Origin of the sequence: Heliorestis acidaminivorans (assembly GCF_008933955.1) — a bacterium.
In the GTDB taxonomy this organism is placed as follows: Bacteria; Bacillota; Desulfitobacteriia; order Heliobacteriales; family Heliobacteriaceae; genus Heliorestis; species Heliorestis acidaminivorans.
This window is the reverse complement of sequence record NZ_WBXO01000003.1, coordinates 1-16,750: the sequence shown is the minus strand read 5'-3', so window position 1 is coordinate 16,750 and position 16,750 is coordinate 1. Positions and strand designations below refer to the sequence as shown.

The 16,750-nt window shown below is 41.7% G+C and carries 14 protein-coding genes; 11 read left to right on the top strand and 3 right to left on the bottom strand.

All coding sequences use genetic code 11. From position 1 onward, the window contains the following. Nucleotide 1: 1 nt before the first annotated feature. The 7 genes from purF (at nt 2) to F9B85_RS04890 (ending at nt 7,324) form a co-directional block, all read left to right on the top strand. A complete protein-coding gene (gene purF / locus F9B85_RS04920; protein ID WP_151619139.1) occupies nt 2-1,450 on the top strand; it encodes an amidophosphoribosyltransferase in 1,449 nt (482 codons plus the stop codon). 33 nt (nt 1,451-1,483) lie between these two features. Then, the gene (gene purM / locus F9B85_RS04915) at nt 1,484-2,581 is read left to right on the top strand and encodes a phosphoribosylformylglycinamidine cyclo-ligase (protein ID WP_151619137.1); all 1,098 of its coding nucleotides are present in this window, start codon (nt 1,484-1,486) and stop codon (nt 2,579-2,581) included. 27 nt (nt 2,582-2,608) lie between these two features. Continuing rightward, nucleotides 2,609-3,214, top strand: a complete 606-nt coding sequence (purN, locus tag F9B85_RS04910) for a phosphoribosylglycinamide formyltransferase (RefSeq protein ID WP_151619135.1) — start codon at nt 2,609-2,611, stop codon at nt 3,212-3,214. A gap of 69 nt (nt 3,215-3,283) precedes the next feature. Continuing rightward, nucleotides 3,284-4,897 carry a bifunctional phosphoribosylaminoimidazolecarboxamide formyltransferase/IMP cyclohydrolase gene (gene purH, locus F9B85_RS04905; protein ID WP_151619133.1) on the top strand — a complete coding sequence of 538 codons (1,614 nt, stop codon included), beginning with the start codon at nt 3,284-3,286 and terminating at the stop codon, nt 4,895-4,897. A 107-nt stretch (nt 4,898-5,004) separates the two neighbouring features. Beyond that, nucleotides 5,005-6,324, top strand: coding sequence for a phosphoribosylamine--glycine ligase (purD, locus tag F9B85_RS04900; RefSeq protein WP_151619131.1), 1,320 nt, complete (start codon nt 5,005-5,007; stop codon nt 6,322-6,324). A 122-nt stretch (nt 6,325-6,446) separates the two neighbouring features. Next, nucleotides 6,447-6,881 carry a CBS domain-containing protein gene (locus F9B85_RS04895; protein ID WP_151619129.1) on the top strand — a complete coding sequence of 145 codons (435 nt, stop codon included), beginning with the start codon at nt 6,447-6,449 and terminating at the stop codon, nt 6,879-6,881. A gap of 194 nt (nt 6,882-7,075) precedes the next feature. After that, nucleotides 7,076-7,324: a DUF2325 domain-containing protein gene (locus F9B85_RS04890; protein ID WP_151619509.1), complete on the top strand. Its 249-nt coding sequence runs from the start codon at nt 7,076-7,078 to the stop codon at nt 7,322-7,324. 468 nt (nt 7,325-7,792) lie between these two features. On the opposite strand, the gene F9B85_RS04885 is transcribed toward F9B85_RS04890, so the two are convergent. Then, nucleotides 7,793-7,984, bottom strand: a complete 192-nt coding sequence (locus F9B85_RS04885) for a hypothetical protein (protein ID WP_151619127.1) — start codon at nt 7,982-7,984, stop codon at nt 7,793-7,795. Between the two features lie 138 nt (nt 7,985-8,122). Here F9B85_RS04885 and nhaA point away from each other — a divergent pair, with 138 nt between their 5' ends. Further along, nucleotides 8,123-9,436 (top strand): Na+/H+ antiporter NhaA, encoded by a 1,314-nt coding sequence (gene nhaA / locus F9B85_RS04880; RefSeq protein ID WP_151619125.1) that lies wholly within the window; start codon nt 8,123-8,125, stop codon nt 9,434-9,436. A gap of 106 nt (nt 9,437-9,542) precedes the next feature. Here the strand turns inward: nhaA and F9B85_RS04875 are convergent, their stop codons facing one another. Next, nucleotides 9,543-11,165, bottom strand: coding sequence for an ATP-binding protein (locus tag F9B85_RS04875; protein WP_151619124.1), 1,623 nt, complete (start codon nt 11,163-11,165; stop codon nt 9,543-9,545). Between the two features lie 249 nt (nt 11,166-11,414). Between F9B85_RS04875 and F9B85_RS14875 the strand changes: the two genes are divergently transcribed. Both F9B85_RS14875 and F9B85_RS04865 read left to right on the top strand, forming a co-directional pair. Next, on the top strand, nt 11,415-12,236 hold the full coding sequence (locus F9B85_RS14875) for a methyl-accepting chemotaxis protein (RefSeq protein ID WP_279237724.1): 822 nt from the start codon (nt 11,415-11,417) through the stop codon (nt 12,234-12,236). Nucleotides 12,237-12,322: 86 nt separating this feature from the next. After that, on the top strand, nt 12,323-14,233 hold the full coding sequence (locus F9B85_RS04865; RefSeq protein ID WP_207707041.1) for an SLC13 family permease: 1,911 nt from the start codon (nt 12,323-12,325) through the stop codon (nt 14,231-14,233). 93 nt (nt 14,234-14,326) lie between these two features. Here F9B85_RS04865 and typA read toward each other — a convergent pair whose 3' ends face one another. Next, nucleotides 14,327-16,168 carry a translational GTPase TypA gene (typA, locus tag F9B85_RS04860; protein WP_151619122.1) on the bottom strand — a complete coding sequence of 614 codons (1,842 nt, stop codon included), beginning with the start codon at nt 16,166-16,168 and terminating at the stop codon, nt 14,327-14,329. Nucleotides 16,169-16,552: 384 nt separating this feature from the next. Between typA and F9B85_RS14555 the strand changes: the two genes are divergently transcribed. Then, nucleotides 16,553-16,750, top strand: a 198-nt coding sequence (locus F9B85_RS14555) for a hypothetical protein (protein ID WP_207707040.1), incomplete at its 3' end; no start/stop codon positions are given.

Sequence of the window (16,750 nt, the reverse complement as noted above, 5' to 3'; positions counted from 1 at the left end):
CATGTCTATTGAAGGAATTCATGATCTCCCCTGGGACAAAATGGAGGAGGAGTGCGGGGTGATCGGAATTTATGGACCGGGCAAAAAGGTTGCCCGGTTAGCCTATTTTGGAATGCACGCCCTACAACACCGTGGTCAAGAAAGTGCTGGTATGGCTGTAGGTGATGGCCAAGAAATCTCTATTCATAAAGCAATGGGCCTAGTAACAGAAGTGTTTGGCGAGAAAAAAATTGCCGAAATAGAAAATGAAAAAAGCCAAGTAACGATAGGTCACGTTCGCTACTCTACAACAGGATCTAGCTTAGTCAGCAATGCTCAACCTCTAGTTTTTCGCTATGCCAAAGGCATGTTGGCTGTAGCCCACAATGGCAATCTTACTAACGCCAGTGAACTTCGTCAGGACTTAGCTGTAACAGGCGCTGTTTTTCAAACAACTACAGATACAGAAGTTATTGTCAACCTTCTAGCTCGTTACAGTCAATCATCTTTGGAAGAAGCATTGATGAAAGTCATGATTGACATTAAAGGATCTTACTCTGTATTAGTAATGACAGAAAATCGTCTTCTAGGCATGAGAGATCCTTACGGGGTTCGTCCTTTATGCTTAGGTCGCTTAGACGGTGCTTATGTACTGGCCTCAGAATCTTGTGCTCTTGATACAATGGGTGCTACCTTTATTAGAGACATTGAACCAGGTGAAATTGTCGTTATTGATGAAAAAGGTCTAACCTCTTTGAAAACCCTATCACCTCTACGCAAAGCTTCCTGTATCTTTGAATACATCTACTTTGCGCGACCAGATTCTGTTATTGATGGTATCTGGGTAAACTTAGCTCGCCGTGCCATGGGTCGTCAGTTGGCGAGGGAAGTACAAATAGATGCTGATATTGTTATTGGTGTTCCTGACTCTGGAACAGCCGCCGCTATTGGCTACTCTCTAGAATCAGGCATTCCTTTTGAAGAAGGTTTAATGAAAAACCGTTATGTAGGACGCACTTTCATACAACCGACACAGGAAATGCGTAGCCAAGCTGTCCGGTTAAAACTTAATGCCATTAAAAAAGCTGTCGAAGGTAAGCGAGTCATAATGATTGATGACTCAATAGTCCGTGGTACAACGAGCGGTAAGATCGTTCAAATGTTGCGTCAAGCTGGTGCCAAAGAAGTGCACATGCTTGTATCATCACCACCAATAACTTATCCCTGCTACTATGGAATTGATACGGCTGTTCGGAAAGAACTGATTGCCGCTGTCAAAACTATTGAGGAGATTAGGGAATTAATCGGTGCTGATAGTCTGCATTATCTCACTGAAGAAGGAATCTTAGAAGCTATGGGTCAACAAAGCGATACTATGACTGGCAAAGATTTCTGCACAGCCTGTTTTACTGGTGACTATCCTATTGAAGTTTCTGATAAGCATGATATGCAGGATCCCTCCTGCTGTTAAGAGATAGCATTAGAAAGTGCGGGAGGTACGTTCGTGTCTAAAAATAATCAAAAAGATGCAAGCCAAGAAAGTCTTACCTATGCCCAGGCTGGTGTCGATATTACTGCTGGCAACCGAGCCGTCGATTTAATGAAAAGCGCTGTAAAAAGCACTTTTCGTCGTGAAGTATTAACAGACATTGGTGGCTTTGGTGGTCTCTTTGCTTTAGATATCAAAAAATATGCAGAACCAGTTCTTGTATCAGGCACTGATGGTGTGGGCACAAAGTTAAGAGTAGCTATGATGATGGATCGTCATGACACGATTGGAATTGATTGTGTAGCTATGTGTGTTAATGATATCCTTGTTCAAGGTGCAGAACCCCTCTTCTTTCTAGACTATCTTGCTGTAGGCAAATTAGATCCAGAAAAAGTAGCCTCTATTGTTGGAGGCGTAGCTGAGGGTTGTCGTCAAGCAGGCTGTGCTCTCATCGGAGGAGAAACAGCAGAAATGCCCGGCTTTTATGCCGATGAAGATTATGACATTGCTGGCTTTACTGTTGGTGTAGCTGATCGAGCGAAGATTGTTGATGGCTCAACCATTGCGCCTGGAGACTTACTTATCGCCTTACCTTCTTCAGGCATTCACAGTAATGGCTATTCATTAGCACGTAAAGTCTTCTTCGAACATGCTGGGCACAATATTCATACTGAGTTACCGCAACTAGGTAAAACGGTAGGAGAAGAGTTGCTAGTACCGACACGTATCTACGCCAACGTAGTTAAGGCTCTCCTTACTGGTGCTAATGTTAAAGGAATGGCCCATATTACTGGTGGCGGTATTACTGAGAATCTACCACGAATCTTGCCAGAAGGAATGCGAGCTTCTGTAGAACTTGGTCGTTGGGATGTACCACCTATCTTCTCGGTGATTAAATCTTTAGGTAATGTAGCTGAAGCAGAAATGCTGAGAACCTTTAACTGTGGTATTGGCTATGTAATCGTAGTATCACCAGAAGAAGTGGGCAAAGTAAGCGCCATTTTGTCAGACTTAAACGAAAAGTTTTACACTATCGGTGTCATAGAGTCTATACCAGAAGATGGAGATAAGACGCCTGAAGTTTGTTATCGTGGTGAACTTCCCTGGGCGTAATGTTGCCTGCAACAAGGAGGTGACAAGATGGCTTTGAAAATCGGAGTGCTTGCTTCAGGTCGAGGTTCAAATCTACAATCTCTACTTGATGCAATTTCTGCAGGAACACTAGACGCAGAAATCGTATTAGTTATCTCTGATAAACAAAATGCGATGGCTTTAGATAGAGCAGCAGCCCAAGGTGTACCTGCCGTCCATTTAAATCCCAAAGATTTTAATGACAGAAAAAGTTATGATCTAGCCATAGCAGAGCTATTTAAAGAGAGAGGCGCCACAGCAATTGTATTGGCTGGCTATATGCGCATCATCTCCAGACCTTTTCTGGAGTCTTTTCCAGAAAGGGTTATTAACATACACCCCGCCCTTTTACCAGCTTTTCCAGGTCTTCATAGCCAGAAACAGGCACTTGAATACGGTGTTCGATACAGTGGTTGTACCGTTCACTTCGTTGACGAAGGGATGGATACAGGACCAATTATTGTACAAGCTGTTGTGCCTGTGGAAAAGGACGATACAGAAGAAACCTTGGCGGCTCGCATCTTACAAGAAGAGCATCGTATCCTTCCGGAAGCTTTACAACTGTTAGCTCAGGGAAGATTGCGTGTAGAAGGACGCAAAGTGCAAATACTTTAATAAATGCTCTTCAAGAGCATCTAGAGCTGTTTGTCAAATTAAGGTTATCAAACTGAGGAGGTATCCGCTGTGAAGCGTCGTGCTTTAATCAGTGTTTCAGACAAAAAAGGTGTAGTTGAATTTGCCCAAGCTTTGGTGGAATTAGGCTTTGAAGTAGTCTCTACAGGAGGCACTTTTAAAACGATCAAATCTGCAGGTGTAGAAGTTAAATACGTTACAGAAATTACAGGCTTCCCTGAAATTCTTGATGGACGTGTAAAAACTTTACATCCCAAAGTACATGGCGGCATTTTAGCTCGTCGTACGCCTGACCATCTAGAGCAATTAAAAGATAATGACATTACCCCTATCGACGTAGTAGCTGTTAACCTCTATCCATTCCGTGAAACAATTGCCAAAGCAGGCGTTACTTTTGAAGAAGCCATCGAAAACATCGATATTGGTGGACCTGCTATGGTGCGTGCTTCTGCAAAGAACCATGCTTCTGTAACGATCGTTGTAAACCCAGATCGATATGACGGCATTGTAGCGGAACTGAAAGAAAAAGGTGTCGTCTCTGCAGAGACACGCCGCCAGCTAGCTTTAGAAGCTTTCGCCCATACAGCCGAGTACGACAGTGCCATTGCCGCTTACTTAAAAGGGCAATGCGAAGGCCTCAAGGATAAGGAAGCAGAGTGTGAAGATTGTGGACTAGCTATTTTTGCCGAAGGCACAGTAGAAAAAGTCCAAGATCTACGCTACGGAGAAAATCCTCACCAGAAAGCGGCTTTTTATAAAGAAGTTGCTTATCAAGGAGCTGGTGCTGGAACAGCTAAGCAACTGTGGGGAAAAGAATTATCTTTTAATAACCTGCTTGACTTAAATGCCGCTTTAGAGCTTGTCCGTGAATTTGATGATCCTGCAGTAACGATCATTAAACATAACAACCCCTGCGGGACAGCTATTGCTGGAACTTTAGAAGAAGCTTATATCAAAGCTTTTGACGCAGACCCAGTATCAGCTTTTGGTGGTATTACAGCTTGCAACCGTCCAGTTGATGTTGCCACAGCACAAGAACTTGTCAAAACTTTCATGGAAGCAGTTATTGCACCTTCTTATGAAGCAGAAGCACTAGAAGTATTGAAAACGAAAAAGAATCTGCGCATCATGGAAGTAGGTTCACTTGAAGGAGCGGCTCCTTCCTACGATCTGAAAAAGATTCGTGGTGGCTTCCTGTTACAAGATGGCGATTATGGCCAGATCAAAGCAGAAGACTTAAAAGTAGTAACAGAGCGAACTCCTTCAGAAGAGGAACTCCGTGATCTGCTTTTTGCTTGGAAAGTAGTAAAACACGTCAAGTCTAACGCCATCGTAGTTGCTAAAGATGGTGTAGCTATTGGCGTAGGTGCAGGACAGATGAACCGCGTTGGTTCTGCCCATATTGCTCTTGAACAAGCTCGGGGAACGGCTATCGGTACAGAAAAAGAAGCAAGCCCTGATCTTGATAGCTGGCTTTCAAAAGGTGCTGTTCTAGCTTCTGACGCTTTCTTCCCCTTCAAAGATACTGTAGAAATGGCGGCTAAGTATGGAATCGCCGCTATCATTCAGCCGGGTGGATCTGTTCGTGACGAAGAGTCTATTGAGGCTTGCAACCGTCTTGGCTTGACTATGGTCTTTACAGCCATGAGACATTTCAAGCATTAATAAATATTTAATAAAGCGCTCAATCTGGCCTGAGGATATTTTCTCAGGCCAGATTGGCATATAGAATTTTTGGTAGATTTCGATCCTTGGGAAGGAGAGTTACTTTAGTGAATACATTGAAAGCAAAAGGCTTAAAAGTACTAGTTGTAGGTGGCGGCGGTCGTGAACACGCTCTTGTCTGGAAGATAAAACAAAGTCCTCGCGTTGATGAAATTTATTGTGCGCCTGGAAACGCAGGAATTGCTCAAATGGCACAATGTCTCGACATTCCGGCAGACGATGTAACGGCTTTATTAACTTTTGCTTGGGAAAACAAAATAGATCTTACCGTAGTAGGTCCTGAAGCACCTTTGGCCAAAGCAATTGTAGATACTTTTACTAACCATGGCTTGATGATTTTTGGTCCTACAAAAGCGGCGGCAGAGATTGAAGGAAGTAAGGCTTTCTCCAAAGACTTGATGCAAAAATACAATATTCCTACAGCCGCATATGGCGTATTTACGGAAGTGGAACCGGCACTTACCTTTATCGATGATCTTGCATCACGCCAACCTACTCAAAGTACCTGCCCTTGTGTAGTTAAAGCTGACGGCTTAGCGGCTGGTAAAGGCGTTATTGTAGCATCTTCTATTGAGGAAGCCAAAGATGCTGTTCGTTCAATGCTAGAAGGTAATCGCTTTGGTGATGCGGGAAGCCGTGTAGTTATTGAAGAATTTATGGAAGGCGAAGAAGTTAGTATTCTAGCCTTTACTGATGGCGATGTCATTGTACCAATGGTATCTGCTCAAGATCATAAACGCATTTTTGACAACGACGAAGGCCCCAATACAGGTGGTATGGGAGCTTACTCCCCAGCACCGGTTTATACAGCTGACTTAGCACCAATTGTATTAGAAAAAATCTTAAAGCCCACTATTGAGGCCATGAAAGCAGAAGGTCGTCCCTACAGTGGTGTCTTATATGCTGGATTAATGATTACCTCTGAAGGTCCTAAAGTACTAGAGTACAATGCACGCTTTGGTGATCCCGAGACCCAGCCTGTACTTATGCGCTTAGAGACAGACCTAGTCGATATCATTGAAGCTATTTTGACGAAAAAGCTTGATCAAATAGAAATTAAGTGGAGCGAAGAAGCAACAGTTTGCGTTGTCTTATCAGCTAAAGGCTACCCTGATAGTTATGAAAAAGGTCAAGTTATTCAAGGTCTTGACGATGTGCTGGAAAAGGTGGAAATATTCCATGCCGGCACAAATCTAACTAATGGTGATGTTGTAACAAGTGGTGGTCGCGTTTTAGGTATAACGGCTAAAGGGAAAGATATTCGAGAAGCTATTGAATTAGTTTACCGTCAAGCAGAAAAAACTACATTTGCTGGTGCACATTACCGTAAAGATATTGGACGTAGAGCTTTAGAACGTTTATCTTAAACTAAATCTCAAACCTTAAACTTCCAAAACCTCCTTCTCTCATCGGGATGAATTACATCAAGAAGAGGCATTCTATAGTGTGTGTGATTCATTTTACGATAGTAGGGAAGGAGGTTTCGTCTATGAACCAGCCTGTACGAGATATCATGACCAGCGATGTAAAAACTTTGAGCTCTGATCAGACTTTAGTTGACGCGGCCAAAACTATGAGCTCTATTGATGTTGGTGCCATGCCTATTGTTGATAATGGCAAATGTGTGGGCATCATTACGGACCGAGATATTGTCATTAGAGCAGTGGCCAAAGGCCAAGATGTAAAGACAACTAAAATTCAATCAGTCATGACAAAAGAGTTAATCACAGCTTCACCTGACACAGACATTCATGAAGCTGCTGAAATTATGGCTGAAAATCAGATTCGTCGTCTGCTCATCACTGATCAAGGAAAATTGGTTGGTATTTTAGCACTGGGCGATCTAGCTGTGATGGATATCTACGATGATGAAGCAGGAGATGCCCTTTCGGATATTTCTGAGCCCTCGCGCCCCTTGATGTAGTAATATATTCAAACTAAAAAGAGCTCTTACTGTACTCATAACTGCAGTTTAAGAGCTCTTTTTGTGTACTTACAGCAAAGTCATAAAAATTACCATTGACGATGAAAACCAATATCAACTATAATTAGCATATAATTATTAATATAACTTATAAACCTCTTGTTATTAGTGATCATGAGGAGGTATTGAAGAAAATGTGTCTTGTCGTCGGTGCAGATCGTTTAGGTGCAGTTGAACGCTTATTGCCACCAGAGTACAGTAAAGAAGAATTAATTCACTGGGATGGCAGAAGTCGTCGCCCTAGTTTATCTAGAATTACTAAAATTGTGGTACTTACAGGTTTTATTAACCATAATGCTGTAAACTTTGTAAAAAAAGAAGCTAAAAAGCGTGGGATTAGCATGATTTTTTTACGCAGAGGTATTTCCGACTTACGCTGTTAGTTTGTACAATTAAAAAGTTTACATAAAATTTTTTATGATTTTGAGACCTTCCTAAATAAGGTCGTTTTGCTTTTTCATGGCAAAGTGTATTTAAACGTGGTAAAAAGAAAAAAATAGGAACAATTTTTTTTATAAAAAAACTTACGATCACCGATAAAAGTAAAGTTATCTAACATAATAATGATAGCAGTAACAATCACAAAGGATATTGACAAAGAGTCCCCCTTATAAGAAAATATTTGAGTGTGATAAGCACGGTGATCTCGAAAGCTATGAATGCTGTCCATGACTTAGCAAGTCCTTCTTCATGTGAGTTTCTCAAGTGACCCCTTACAATAGAGAGAAGCGGAGCTACAGACATTCAAAAAAGTTTGTGTAAAAAATAACCATAAAATTTCTGAGAGAATGGTTGAAAATAAATATACAGATTTGATAGAATATGACGTAGATCCTTACTCACTAATTCATTTACTTGTCTAAGATAAGCTGATAAGTCAAAAATAGATGAATTAGGTGGACAGGCTTGTAATGAATGGACGAAGCTAAGGCTAGCAGATTGGAATATTTGTATAGGGCATAGTAGCCTTGTACATAGTCCACTGCATCCCTTTTCCAATGGGGGTTGGGGAGATCTTCCTTTCCTCCCTTTTTTGTGCCCATTCAAGGAAAAAAGGCTTCTTTTTGTGGAGAAGAGAATGCGAAGAGAAGGATCTAAGACAGATTGCATAGGCTTATCACTGATCAAATAAGAGAGGAGTGCTCGCTATAAGTAAGCCCATTACCTTCACAGAGAGACTAATGCGTCCATTTCAGCAGTTTTTTCAGTTACAGGCATCAGGCGGGATTCTTCTACTCTTATGTACCGTCATTGCGCTGACCTGGGCTAACTCACCCCTTGGCGAATCTTATCAAATGGTCTGGCAAATTCCTTTTACAATAGGCATTGGTGAATTTGTCCTTACGAAGCCTCTAGTTCTATGGATTAACGATGGTCTGATGGCCATATTTTTCTTTGTCGTTGGCTTGGAGATTAAACGAGAAGTTTTGCACGGTGAATTAAAATCGCCTCGCCAATCAGCTTTCCCTATTGCAGCAGCTATTGGTGGTATGGTTGTTCCTGCCGGTATCTATGCCGCTTTGAATTGGGGAACAGAAGGGATTACCGGTTGGGGTATTCCAATGGCTACGGACATTGCTTTTGCCCTCGGTATCTTAGCACTACTTGGAAAAAGAGTTCCACTTGCCTTGAAAATTTTCCTCGCTGCTTTAGCTATTGTCGATGACCTTGGCGCAGTTCTCGTCATCGCTCTTTTCTATACAGCCGATATCTCTGGAATGGCCTTGGCTGTTGCATTTGGCTTCTTAGCTGTATTAGCTTTAGCTAACTTTATTGGAGTTCGTCACCCTCTAATCTACATCTTACTTGGTATTGGACTTTGGTTTGCTTTCTTAAAGTCAGGTGTACACGCAACTATCGGCGGTGTCTTACTGGCTATGACTATTCCTGCTAGTTCTAAGATTAATGCCGAAGAGTTTATGAATCGGACACGCAAACTGATCAAAGATTTTGAGAATGCAGGTAACGGTCGCAAAGGCGAAGTAAACATGACAGAAAATCATCAAGTTTGTGTACAAGCCTTAGAAAGCAACTGTGAAAGTGTAGACTCTCCGCTACATCGTATGGAACACAGTTTACATCCTTATGTTTCTTACTTCGTAATGCCTGTCTTTGCTCTAGCGAACGCTGGCGTTGTCTTTGAAGGTGGACTAGTAGATTCATTGACCCACCCTGTTAGCTTAGGTATCATCCTTGGTCTTGTCTTAGGTAAGCAGATTGGTGTTACCTTATTCTCTTATATTGCTGTCAAAATGGGCTGGGCTTCCTTGCCAAAAGGTGTTACCTGGACCCACGTTTATGGCGTTAGTATGTTAGCAGGTGTTGGTTTTACCATGTCTCTTTTTATCGGCGGTTTGGCCTTTGAAGATCATGGTCTCCTAACACTTTCTAAAGTGGGCATCCTCTTTGCTTCTCTTATTTCTGGTCTTGGTGGATACTTCACGCTTCGCTATATGGCAAAGCGTGATGCTAGCAAAGCAACTGCCACTTCCTAACAAGATAGTTAATTGACTCAATATAATAAATGCTTAGAATGCAATAAGAAGAGCCTACTCCATATATGAGGAGTAGGCTCTTCTGCATTTTACTTTAACCTTAAAATTACTTAGCTCTAGCAAGGTCGTCATCTTCATCATCTTCAGTCGATGGAACAACTTGTTGAAGAGCGTCATTAAAATCTTCTAGAGTAACCTTAATGCGCGATGTAAGCTCCTTATCAAGACTTGATGGCCAGTGATTCATATCTTGACCTAAGGCACGGCTAACTGCGATTAGAGCGGCTTTAGCACAAAGGGCCGCAAGATCTGCACCAGTATATCCCTTTGTCTTATCGGCTAAGTCTGGCAAATCAACTTTTTCATCTAAGGGCATTTTGGTTGTATGGAGTCGTAGAATATGCTCTCGATCAATTCGCTGAGGGAGAGAAACACGAATTCGATAGTCAAAGCGACCTGGTCGCAGTAAAGCTCGGTCTAAGATATCCAGTCTATTTGTTGTGGCAATGACGACTACTTGACCACGTCGGTCAAAGCCATCCATTAGTGAGAGAAACTGAGCGACTAAAGTAGCTTCAAAAGTTGCTGTAGCTCGGCTACGGTCAAAAGCAAAGGCGTCAATTTCATCGAAAAAAATTACCGATGGTGCTTTCTTTTCTGCTTGAGCAAAGAGTTCACGTAGTTTTTTTTCACTTTGTCCGTGCATAGGTGACAGAAATTCAGGACCTTTTACAGAGAAAAAAGTAGCTTGTACTTCTTGTGCTACAGCTTGGGCGAGTAAAGTTTTACCGCAACCTGGCGGACCATATAGCAGAACACCTTTGGGTGGCTTGATACCAAGATCTTGTACAAGCTCTGGATAGCGCAGGGGAAGTTCAACTGCTTCTCTAAGTAAACGAGTTTCTTCTCTTAATCCTCCTACATCATGGTAGGAGATTTTTTTGGGCATTTTTACTGGTTCGATTATATCATTAGTACCTTCTGAAGAAGCAGTAAGAGCTTCCTCTCTTTTTCGCTTCGATGCATCAGCATATTGACCTGTTAGAGATGTATCCATGTCTGCTCGACCGCGTGCTGATACAGAAGGTTTACGAGTTACACCAATGATACGTCCTTCACGAGATAGATGAATCCAGTTTGAATCTTCTTCAGCATTGATGCTATCTGGCAAAGCTTGAACTTGCTTTTGTACATCCTTCCATGTTAAGAGAGGACAATAAAAACATTTGTTTTGTTTGGCTAACTGTTCAACAGCAGATGATATGGCACTTTTATCAACGTAAAAAACACCTTCGCTATCAACAGTACCATAACGATACCAGCGCTGTCCCGAGTCGTTAACAGCAAAATCATCGAAGACAAGGAATCGACAGCCCGGCAAAAAATAAATAGCTCCATCATGATCTATGTAATCACGTGTCAGTCCATTGCAATGGATATTTCGGTCCGAAGATTTTAGACACTGGCGCAAGCATTGTATGATTAACTCAAAAGAGTCTCGCTGTACAGCCTGCTCATCTGCTAGGATCTGACTGTTGCGGTCATCCTTTACAAGATCCCATATCTCAGTGAGGAAGATTAAGTCTTCAGGACTTTTTCCAAGTTCTACTTGATAGCCCTGCCGCCCGTTATGGCTTTTTTTGCGAAAAGTACTATGCTTGCTAGCATATCGATAGGCTAGTAAGAAATTTTTAGAAAAAGAAGTTGCAAAATGTATGCTTATAACCATCAATAATCTCCTTTATGTGCAGGTAAAAATATGAATTCATCATACCACAGCTTTTTTAGAGTTAGAATGACGATCTTCCTAGAAATTAATTTTAATGGCCAAATAAATAAAAAATAATGCTCAGGTTATATTAGGATAATTTACATTAAAATTGAAGGATTCACTAACCTTCTGTAGAAGAAATTAATAGGAAAGTATTGTTATGATTTTTCTTTTGTGAACATTTTGATGAGAGGCAGGTACTACAAAATGGATGAAAGACTACAATCAATCATCAATGTAGCTCCACTGATTCAAAAACTAATGCCCCTAGATTGTATGATAGGTATTACAGATAGGGAAAAATTCTTATATTATCTTCCAGGTAGGGAAATTTCATTAGGGAGCGACTTAAAAGGTAGAAAAATTTCTACTGAAGATGGACTTTATCATGCCATCAACTCAGGTAGGGAGCACAGTGTAACCATACCAGCTGAAGTTTTTGGAATTCCCTTCAAATCCCTTGCCGTTCCAGTCAAAGACGACCATGGGCAGGTAGTCGGAGCGATAGCCTTAGGCTTAAGCTTGAAGACACAGGAAACTTTATTAGGCATATCTAAAATGATCGTGACATCGTCAAAAGAAATATCAGAAGCCACCAAAGAACTAGCAGAGTCGGCAGAAGAGCTAGCTTTGCAACAGGAATTGCTTAATCGCTTAAGCAATGAAGTTTTGGAACAGGTAAAAAAGACGGATAAGATCTTAAAATTTATTAATGATGTAGCTATGAAGTCGAATTTGCTTGGTCTCAATGCATCTATTGAAGCTTCTAGAGCAGGTGATCAAGGCAAGGGGTTTGCCGTTGTGGCTGAGGAGATTCGTAAAATGGCCGTAAACAGTGCTCAATCTGTAAAAGAAATTCGTGAGATTCTAGATTTAATTAAAGAGCGTGTTACAGTAATGAACAGTAAGATTTCACAGACTACAGATATTGGCCATCAACAAGTAGCGGCTACTGAAGAGATCTATGCTTCCGTACAAGAGTTTTCCGACTCAGCCCACAAAATCGAAGAAGTCGCGAAGATTGTATAATTTTATCGCCTTATGCAGGTTAAGAAAGGATGAAGATGGAATAGTTAGCTAAGAGCATTTGCTGGGAGGAGAGAAGGTAGATAAGGATGACTGTAACTGCAGAAATGGTGCTTGTTTTTTCTATATTGGCAGTAACGACAGCTTTGTTTATGGTTGATCGACTTCGCTCTGATCTTGTAGCTGTAGGTGCTCTGCTAACTTTAACTTTGACAGGCATATTAGATGTACAAGAAGCATTAGCTGGTTTTTCTAATCCAATTGTACTAATGATTGCAGGTCTCTTTGTTGTCGGTGGCGGACTTTTTAGAACAGGAGTAGCTAAAGCCGTGGGCAGTAGATTACTGCGCACGGCTGGTAATAATGAGACTTATGTATTAGTACTGGTTATGATTGTGGTTGCGGTGTTGAGTGCATTCATGAGCAATACTGGTACTGTTGCTGTTTTTTTACCGATTATTGTTAGCCTGGCCATGGACGCACGTATTCATCCAGGTCGTCTATTGATTCCTCTAGCCTTCGCTAGTAGTCTCGGCGGGGTTATGACTTTAATTGGTACACCGCCTAACTTAATCGTAAGTGAAACACTTGATCAATATGGCTATGCAAGACTGGGCTTTTTTGATTATACACCTGCAGGCTTGGTGGCATTGTTGCTTGGTATTCTTTTTATGCTCACCATTGGTAGGAAGCTATTGCCGGGACAGAATCTTGATGAAAGAATGCTAAACCGTTCGGCCAATTTGACACCACAAGAGTTGGCTGACTTTTACCACTTATCAGGCAACATCTTTCGGCTTCGTGTTCGTCGTAGCTCCCCCATGGTAGAAAAGAAATTGGCAGATCTGGCCCTTCCCTCGAAATACGATATTTCAGTATTAGAGATCAAACGCAAGGGCGGCAGAAGTCCCTTGCGTACAACTATGTCCCGAGAGATGGCCGGACCGGATAGTGTAATCAAAGATCAGGATATTGTTTATGTACAGGGTGTGCCGGAACAAGTGCATAAGCTGGCTCTTAATTACAACTTGGCTATTCAACAAGGACCAGAAGAAGCAGAAGTAGATCGAGAAGATACAGAGGGCTTTTCTGAGTCTCCCCTTACTACGGCTGATCAACTTGTAGGACGGGAGCTGGGATTGGCAGAGGTGCTTTTAACACCTCACTCTAGCTTGGTTGATCACAACATTGAAGAATGGCGCTTTCGAGAAAAGTATAATGTTAATGTACTTGCCATTAATAGAAGAGGGGAACAGCTCTTAGAAAACATTCCAAGACAGCGACTGCGCTTTGGCGATGCTTTATTAGTGCAAGGGCCCTGGGAAGAGATTGAATTACTAGCTAAAGAAACACATGATGTGGTTGTTGTAGGGCAAACAAAAGAAGAAGCGAGCAAAGCGGCAACTAGTGGTCGAGCACCTGTAGCTGTAGCTATTATGTTTGCCATGCTAGCGATGATGACCTTTGAAGTTGTTCCAGCTGTTATTGCTGTACTAGTTGCGGCGATTCTGATGATTATTACGGGTTGTTTGCGCAATGTTGAAGAAGCCTATAATTCAATTAACTGGGAAAGTGTTATTCTTATTGCGGCTATGCTACCTATGGCTACAGCACTGGAAAAGACAGGTGGCGTAATTGTTGTTTCCGAAGGATTAGTACAATTACTAGGCCCCTATGGCCCACTTGCAGTGATGGCCGGCATCTATTTGTTGACCACATTTTTTAGTCAGTTTATCAGCAACACAGCAACGGCCGTTTTATTTGCTCCCATTGCGATTGCTACAGCCGTTAGTGTAGGCGTAAGTCCCTATCCCTTTTTGCTAACTGTCGCAATAGCTGCCAGTATGGCTTTTGCTACACCTGTCGCCTCACCAACTAACGCTATGGTTATGGCTCCAGCAGGTTATAAGTTTAGTGACTTTGCAAAAGTAGGAGTTCCTTTACAGATCTTAATTGGTGTTGTTATGATGTTCCTTTTACCTTTGCTTTTTCCCTTTTAAGAACAATTAGAGAGATGTAATACAATAAAAAAGCTGTCGATAAGATTGATTTATCGACAGCCGCAAGGAAAGGCTTTTTAAGGTCTTTCCTTTTTATTTTCCTTTTTTTGTAGCCATGTTTTTATCTTTTGCCATTCTGGCTCTCACATGAGGATCAAGAATTTTTTTGCGAAGACGGATATTTTTAGGTGTAACTTCTACTAGCTCATCTTCGTCAATCCACTCTAGAGCATCTTCTAATGAAAGACGCATGGGTGTTTTCAAAGAAATTGCACCTTCAGAACCGCTATTGCGCATGTTTGTTAAGTGCTTAGTTTTCGTTACGTTGATTTCCATATCTTGCTCTCTAGCGTTTTCACCAACAATCATGCCAACGTAAACGTCTGCACCTGGTTCAATTATAAAGTTTACCCGTTCTTGCAAGTATCCCATGGCGTATAGTGTGGCCGTGCCTTGCTCAATGGCCACAGCAGCACCTTTGGAACGTCCGGGAATATCGCCACGATGTGCTTCGTAACCACGGAAGAGATGATGCATAACACCAAAACCTTTTGTATCTGTCAAAAATTCGGTGCGATATCCAATTAGGCCTCGAGCAGGTATAGTAAATTCGATACGAACTTGCCCAGAACCTGATGGATTCATGTTAGTCATTTCGGCCCGTCGTGTGCCAAGCTTTTCCATAACGACGCCCATATATTCCTCTGGAACGTCGATGATTAAGTCTTCAATCGGCTCAAGTAAAGTACCTGCTTCGTCTCTATGCATGATAACCTGTGGCTTGGAAACAGCCAACTCGTAGCCTTCACGGCGCATTGTCTCAATAAGAACTGACAAGTGTAGTTCACCACGACCAGAAACAAGGAAAACATCAGGATCTTCTGTGTCGCTAACGCGTAGAGCTACGTTTTTTTCTAACTCTTTATAAAGCCGTGAGCGTAAGTGACGCGAGGTAATGAAATCGCCATCTTTACCAGCAAAGGGACTTGTGTTGGTCTGAAAAGTCATTTGCAAGGTAGGTTCGTCAATCTTCATGACTGGTAGAGGTGCAGGGTTTTCTGGATCGGAGATAGTTTCACCTATATTAATATCAGACAAACCGGTGATGGCAATAATATCACCGACTGTTGCTTCCTCCGTAGCAATACGGCTTAAGCCCTGATAGGTAAAAATCTGCTGAGCCTTACCTTTAGCTACAGTACCATCGATTTTACAGACCGATACCTGCTGTCCTGTTCTTACTTTACCTTGATGAATACGTCCAACAGCAATACGGCCTACATAGTTATCGTAATCTAATGTGGTAATCATGAACTGTAAGGGACCTTCATTATCACCTTCAGGGACAGGCACGTGTTCTACAATCTTTTGAAAAAGAGGCTGTAAATCTTCACCTTTTTCGTGTGGCTCTAGACTAGACCAGCCATCACGGCCCACAGCATAGAGTACAGGGAAATCAAGCTGATCATCATCAGCACCAAGATCAATGAAAAGCTCCAGTATCTCATCAAGAACCTCAGCAGGTCTTGCATCTTGACGGTCCATTTTGTTGATGATTACAATAGGACGCAAGCCTTTCTCGAGGGCTTTACGTAGAACATACTTTGTCTGTGCCATGACACCTTCAGCACTGTCAACTAGGAGAATAGCACCGTCTACCATAGAGAGGATGCGCTCAACTTCTCCTGAAAAGTCTGCGTGACCTGGTGTATCAACAATATTAATTTTGATTCCATTGTAAGAAACAGCCGTGTTCTTAGCGAGGATGGTAATACCTCTCTCTCGCTCTAAATCATTAGAGTCCATGACGCAATCCTGTACTTCTTCATTTTCACGGAAAATACCAGATTGCTTTAGCAAGCCATCAACCAAAGTGGTTTTGCCGTGGTCAACGTGGGCAATAATCGCGATATTCCTTAGGTCAGTCCGTTTCACAAATTTCTCTCCTTCAATTGATGAGCCCTTGCATTAGATAAACGAGCCTATCTTCTTTGATTCGTTACTACCTTCTTAGTTTTTCTAGCTTTCGATCCTTTCAATTATATGTTCATAGAAAAATAAGAGTCAAGCAACTTTTGTTAAACAATTCTATATCTTTTTTTGAAAATGGGGTTGCACGTTTCGATTTTTTATGATAACATTCTATCTCGTTCGGGTCACACAAAAAACAGTTTCACCCGAACAGGAACAAATTAACACTTGAAATCAATAATGTTCCGTGATACTATGTAATTCCGTCGCAAACAACGAAAAAACAAAGAAATGCGACGAAATAACATCTGGTCCTTGAAAATCAAACAGTTGTAAAAAAAGTCAAGCGTGCGAAACGTCGAAGCCGAAAGGCAGAGACACCAATCAATTCTGAAACTATTGCTTGAATTAGCCTTCTGCGTTGTCGTAATAGACAATGTAGAACTGAGGAAAGTAACAGTTATCATTAAAGTCTATTTAGAGCTTGTCAAAGCTCCGGAATATAAGGATATAAAGGATGTTAACCGCTATTGCCATCCATGGCGC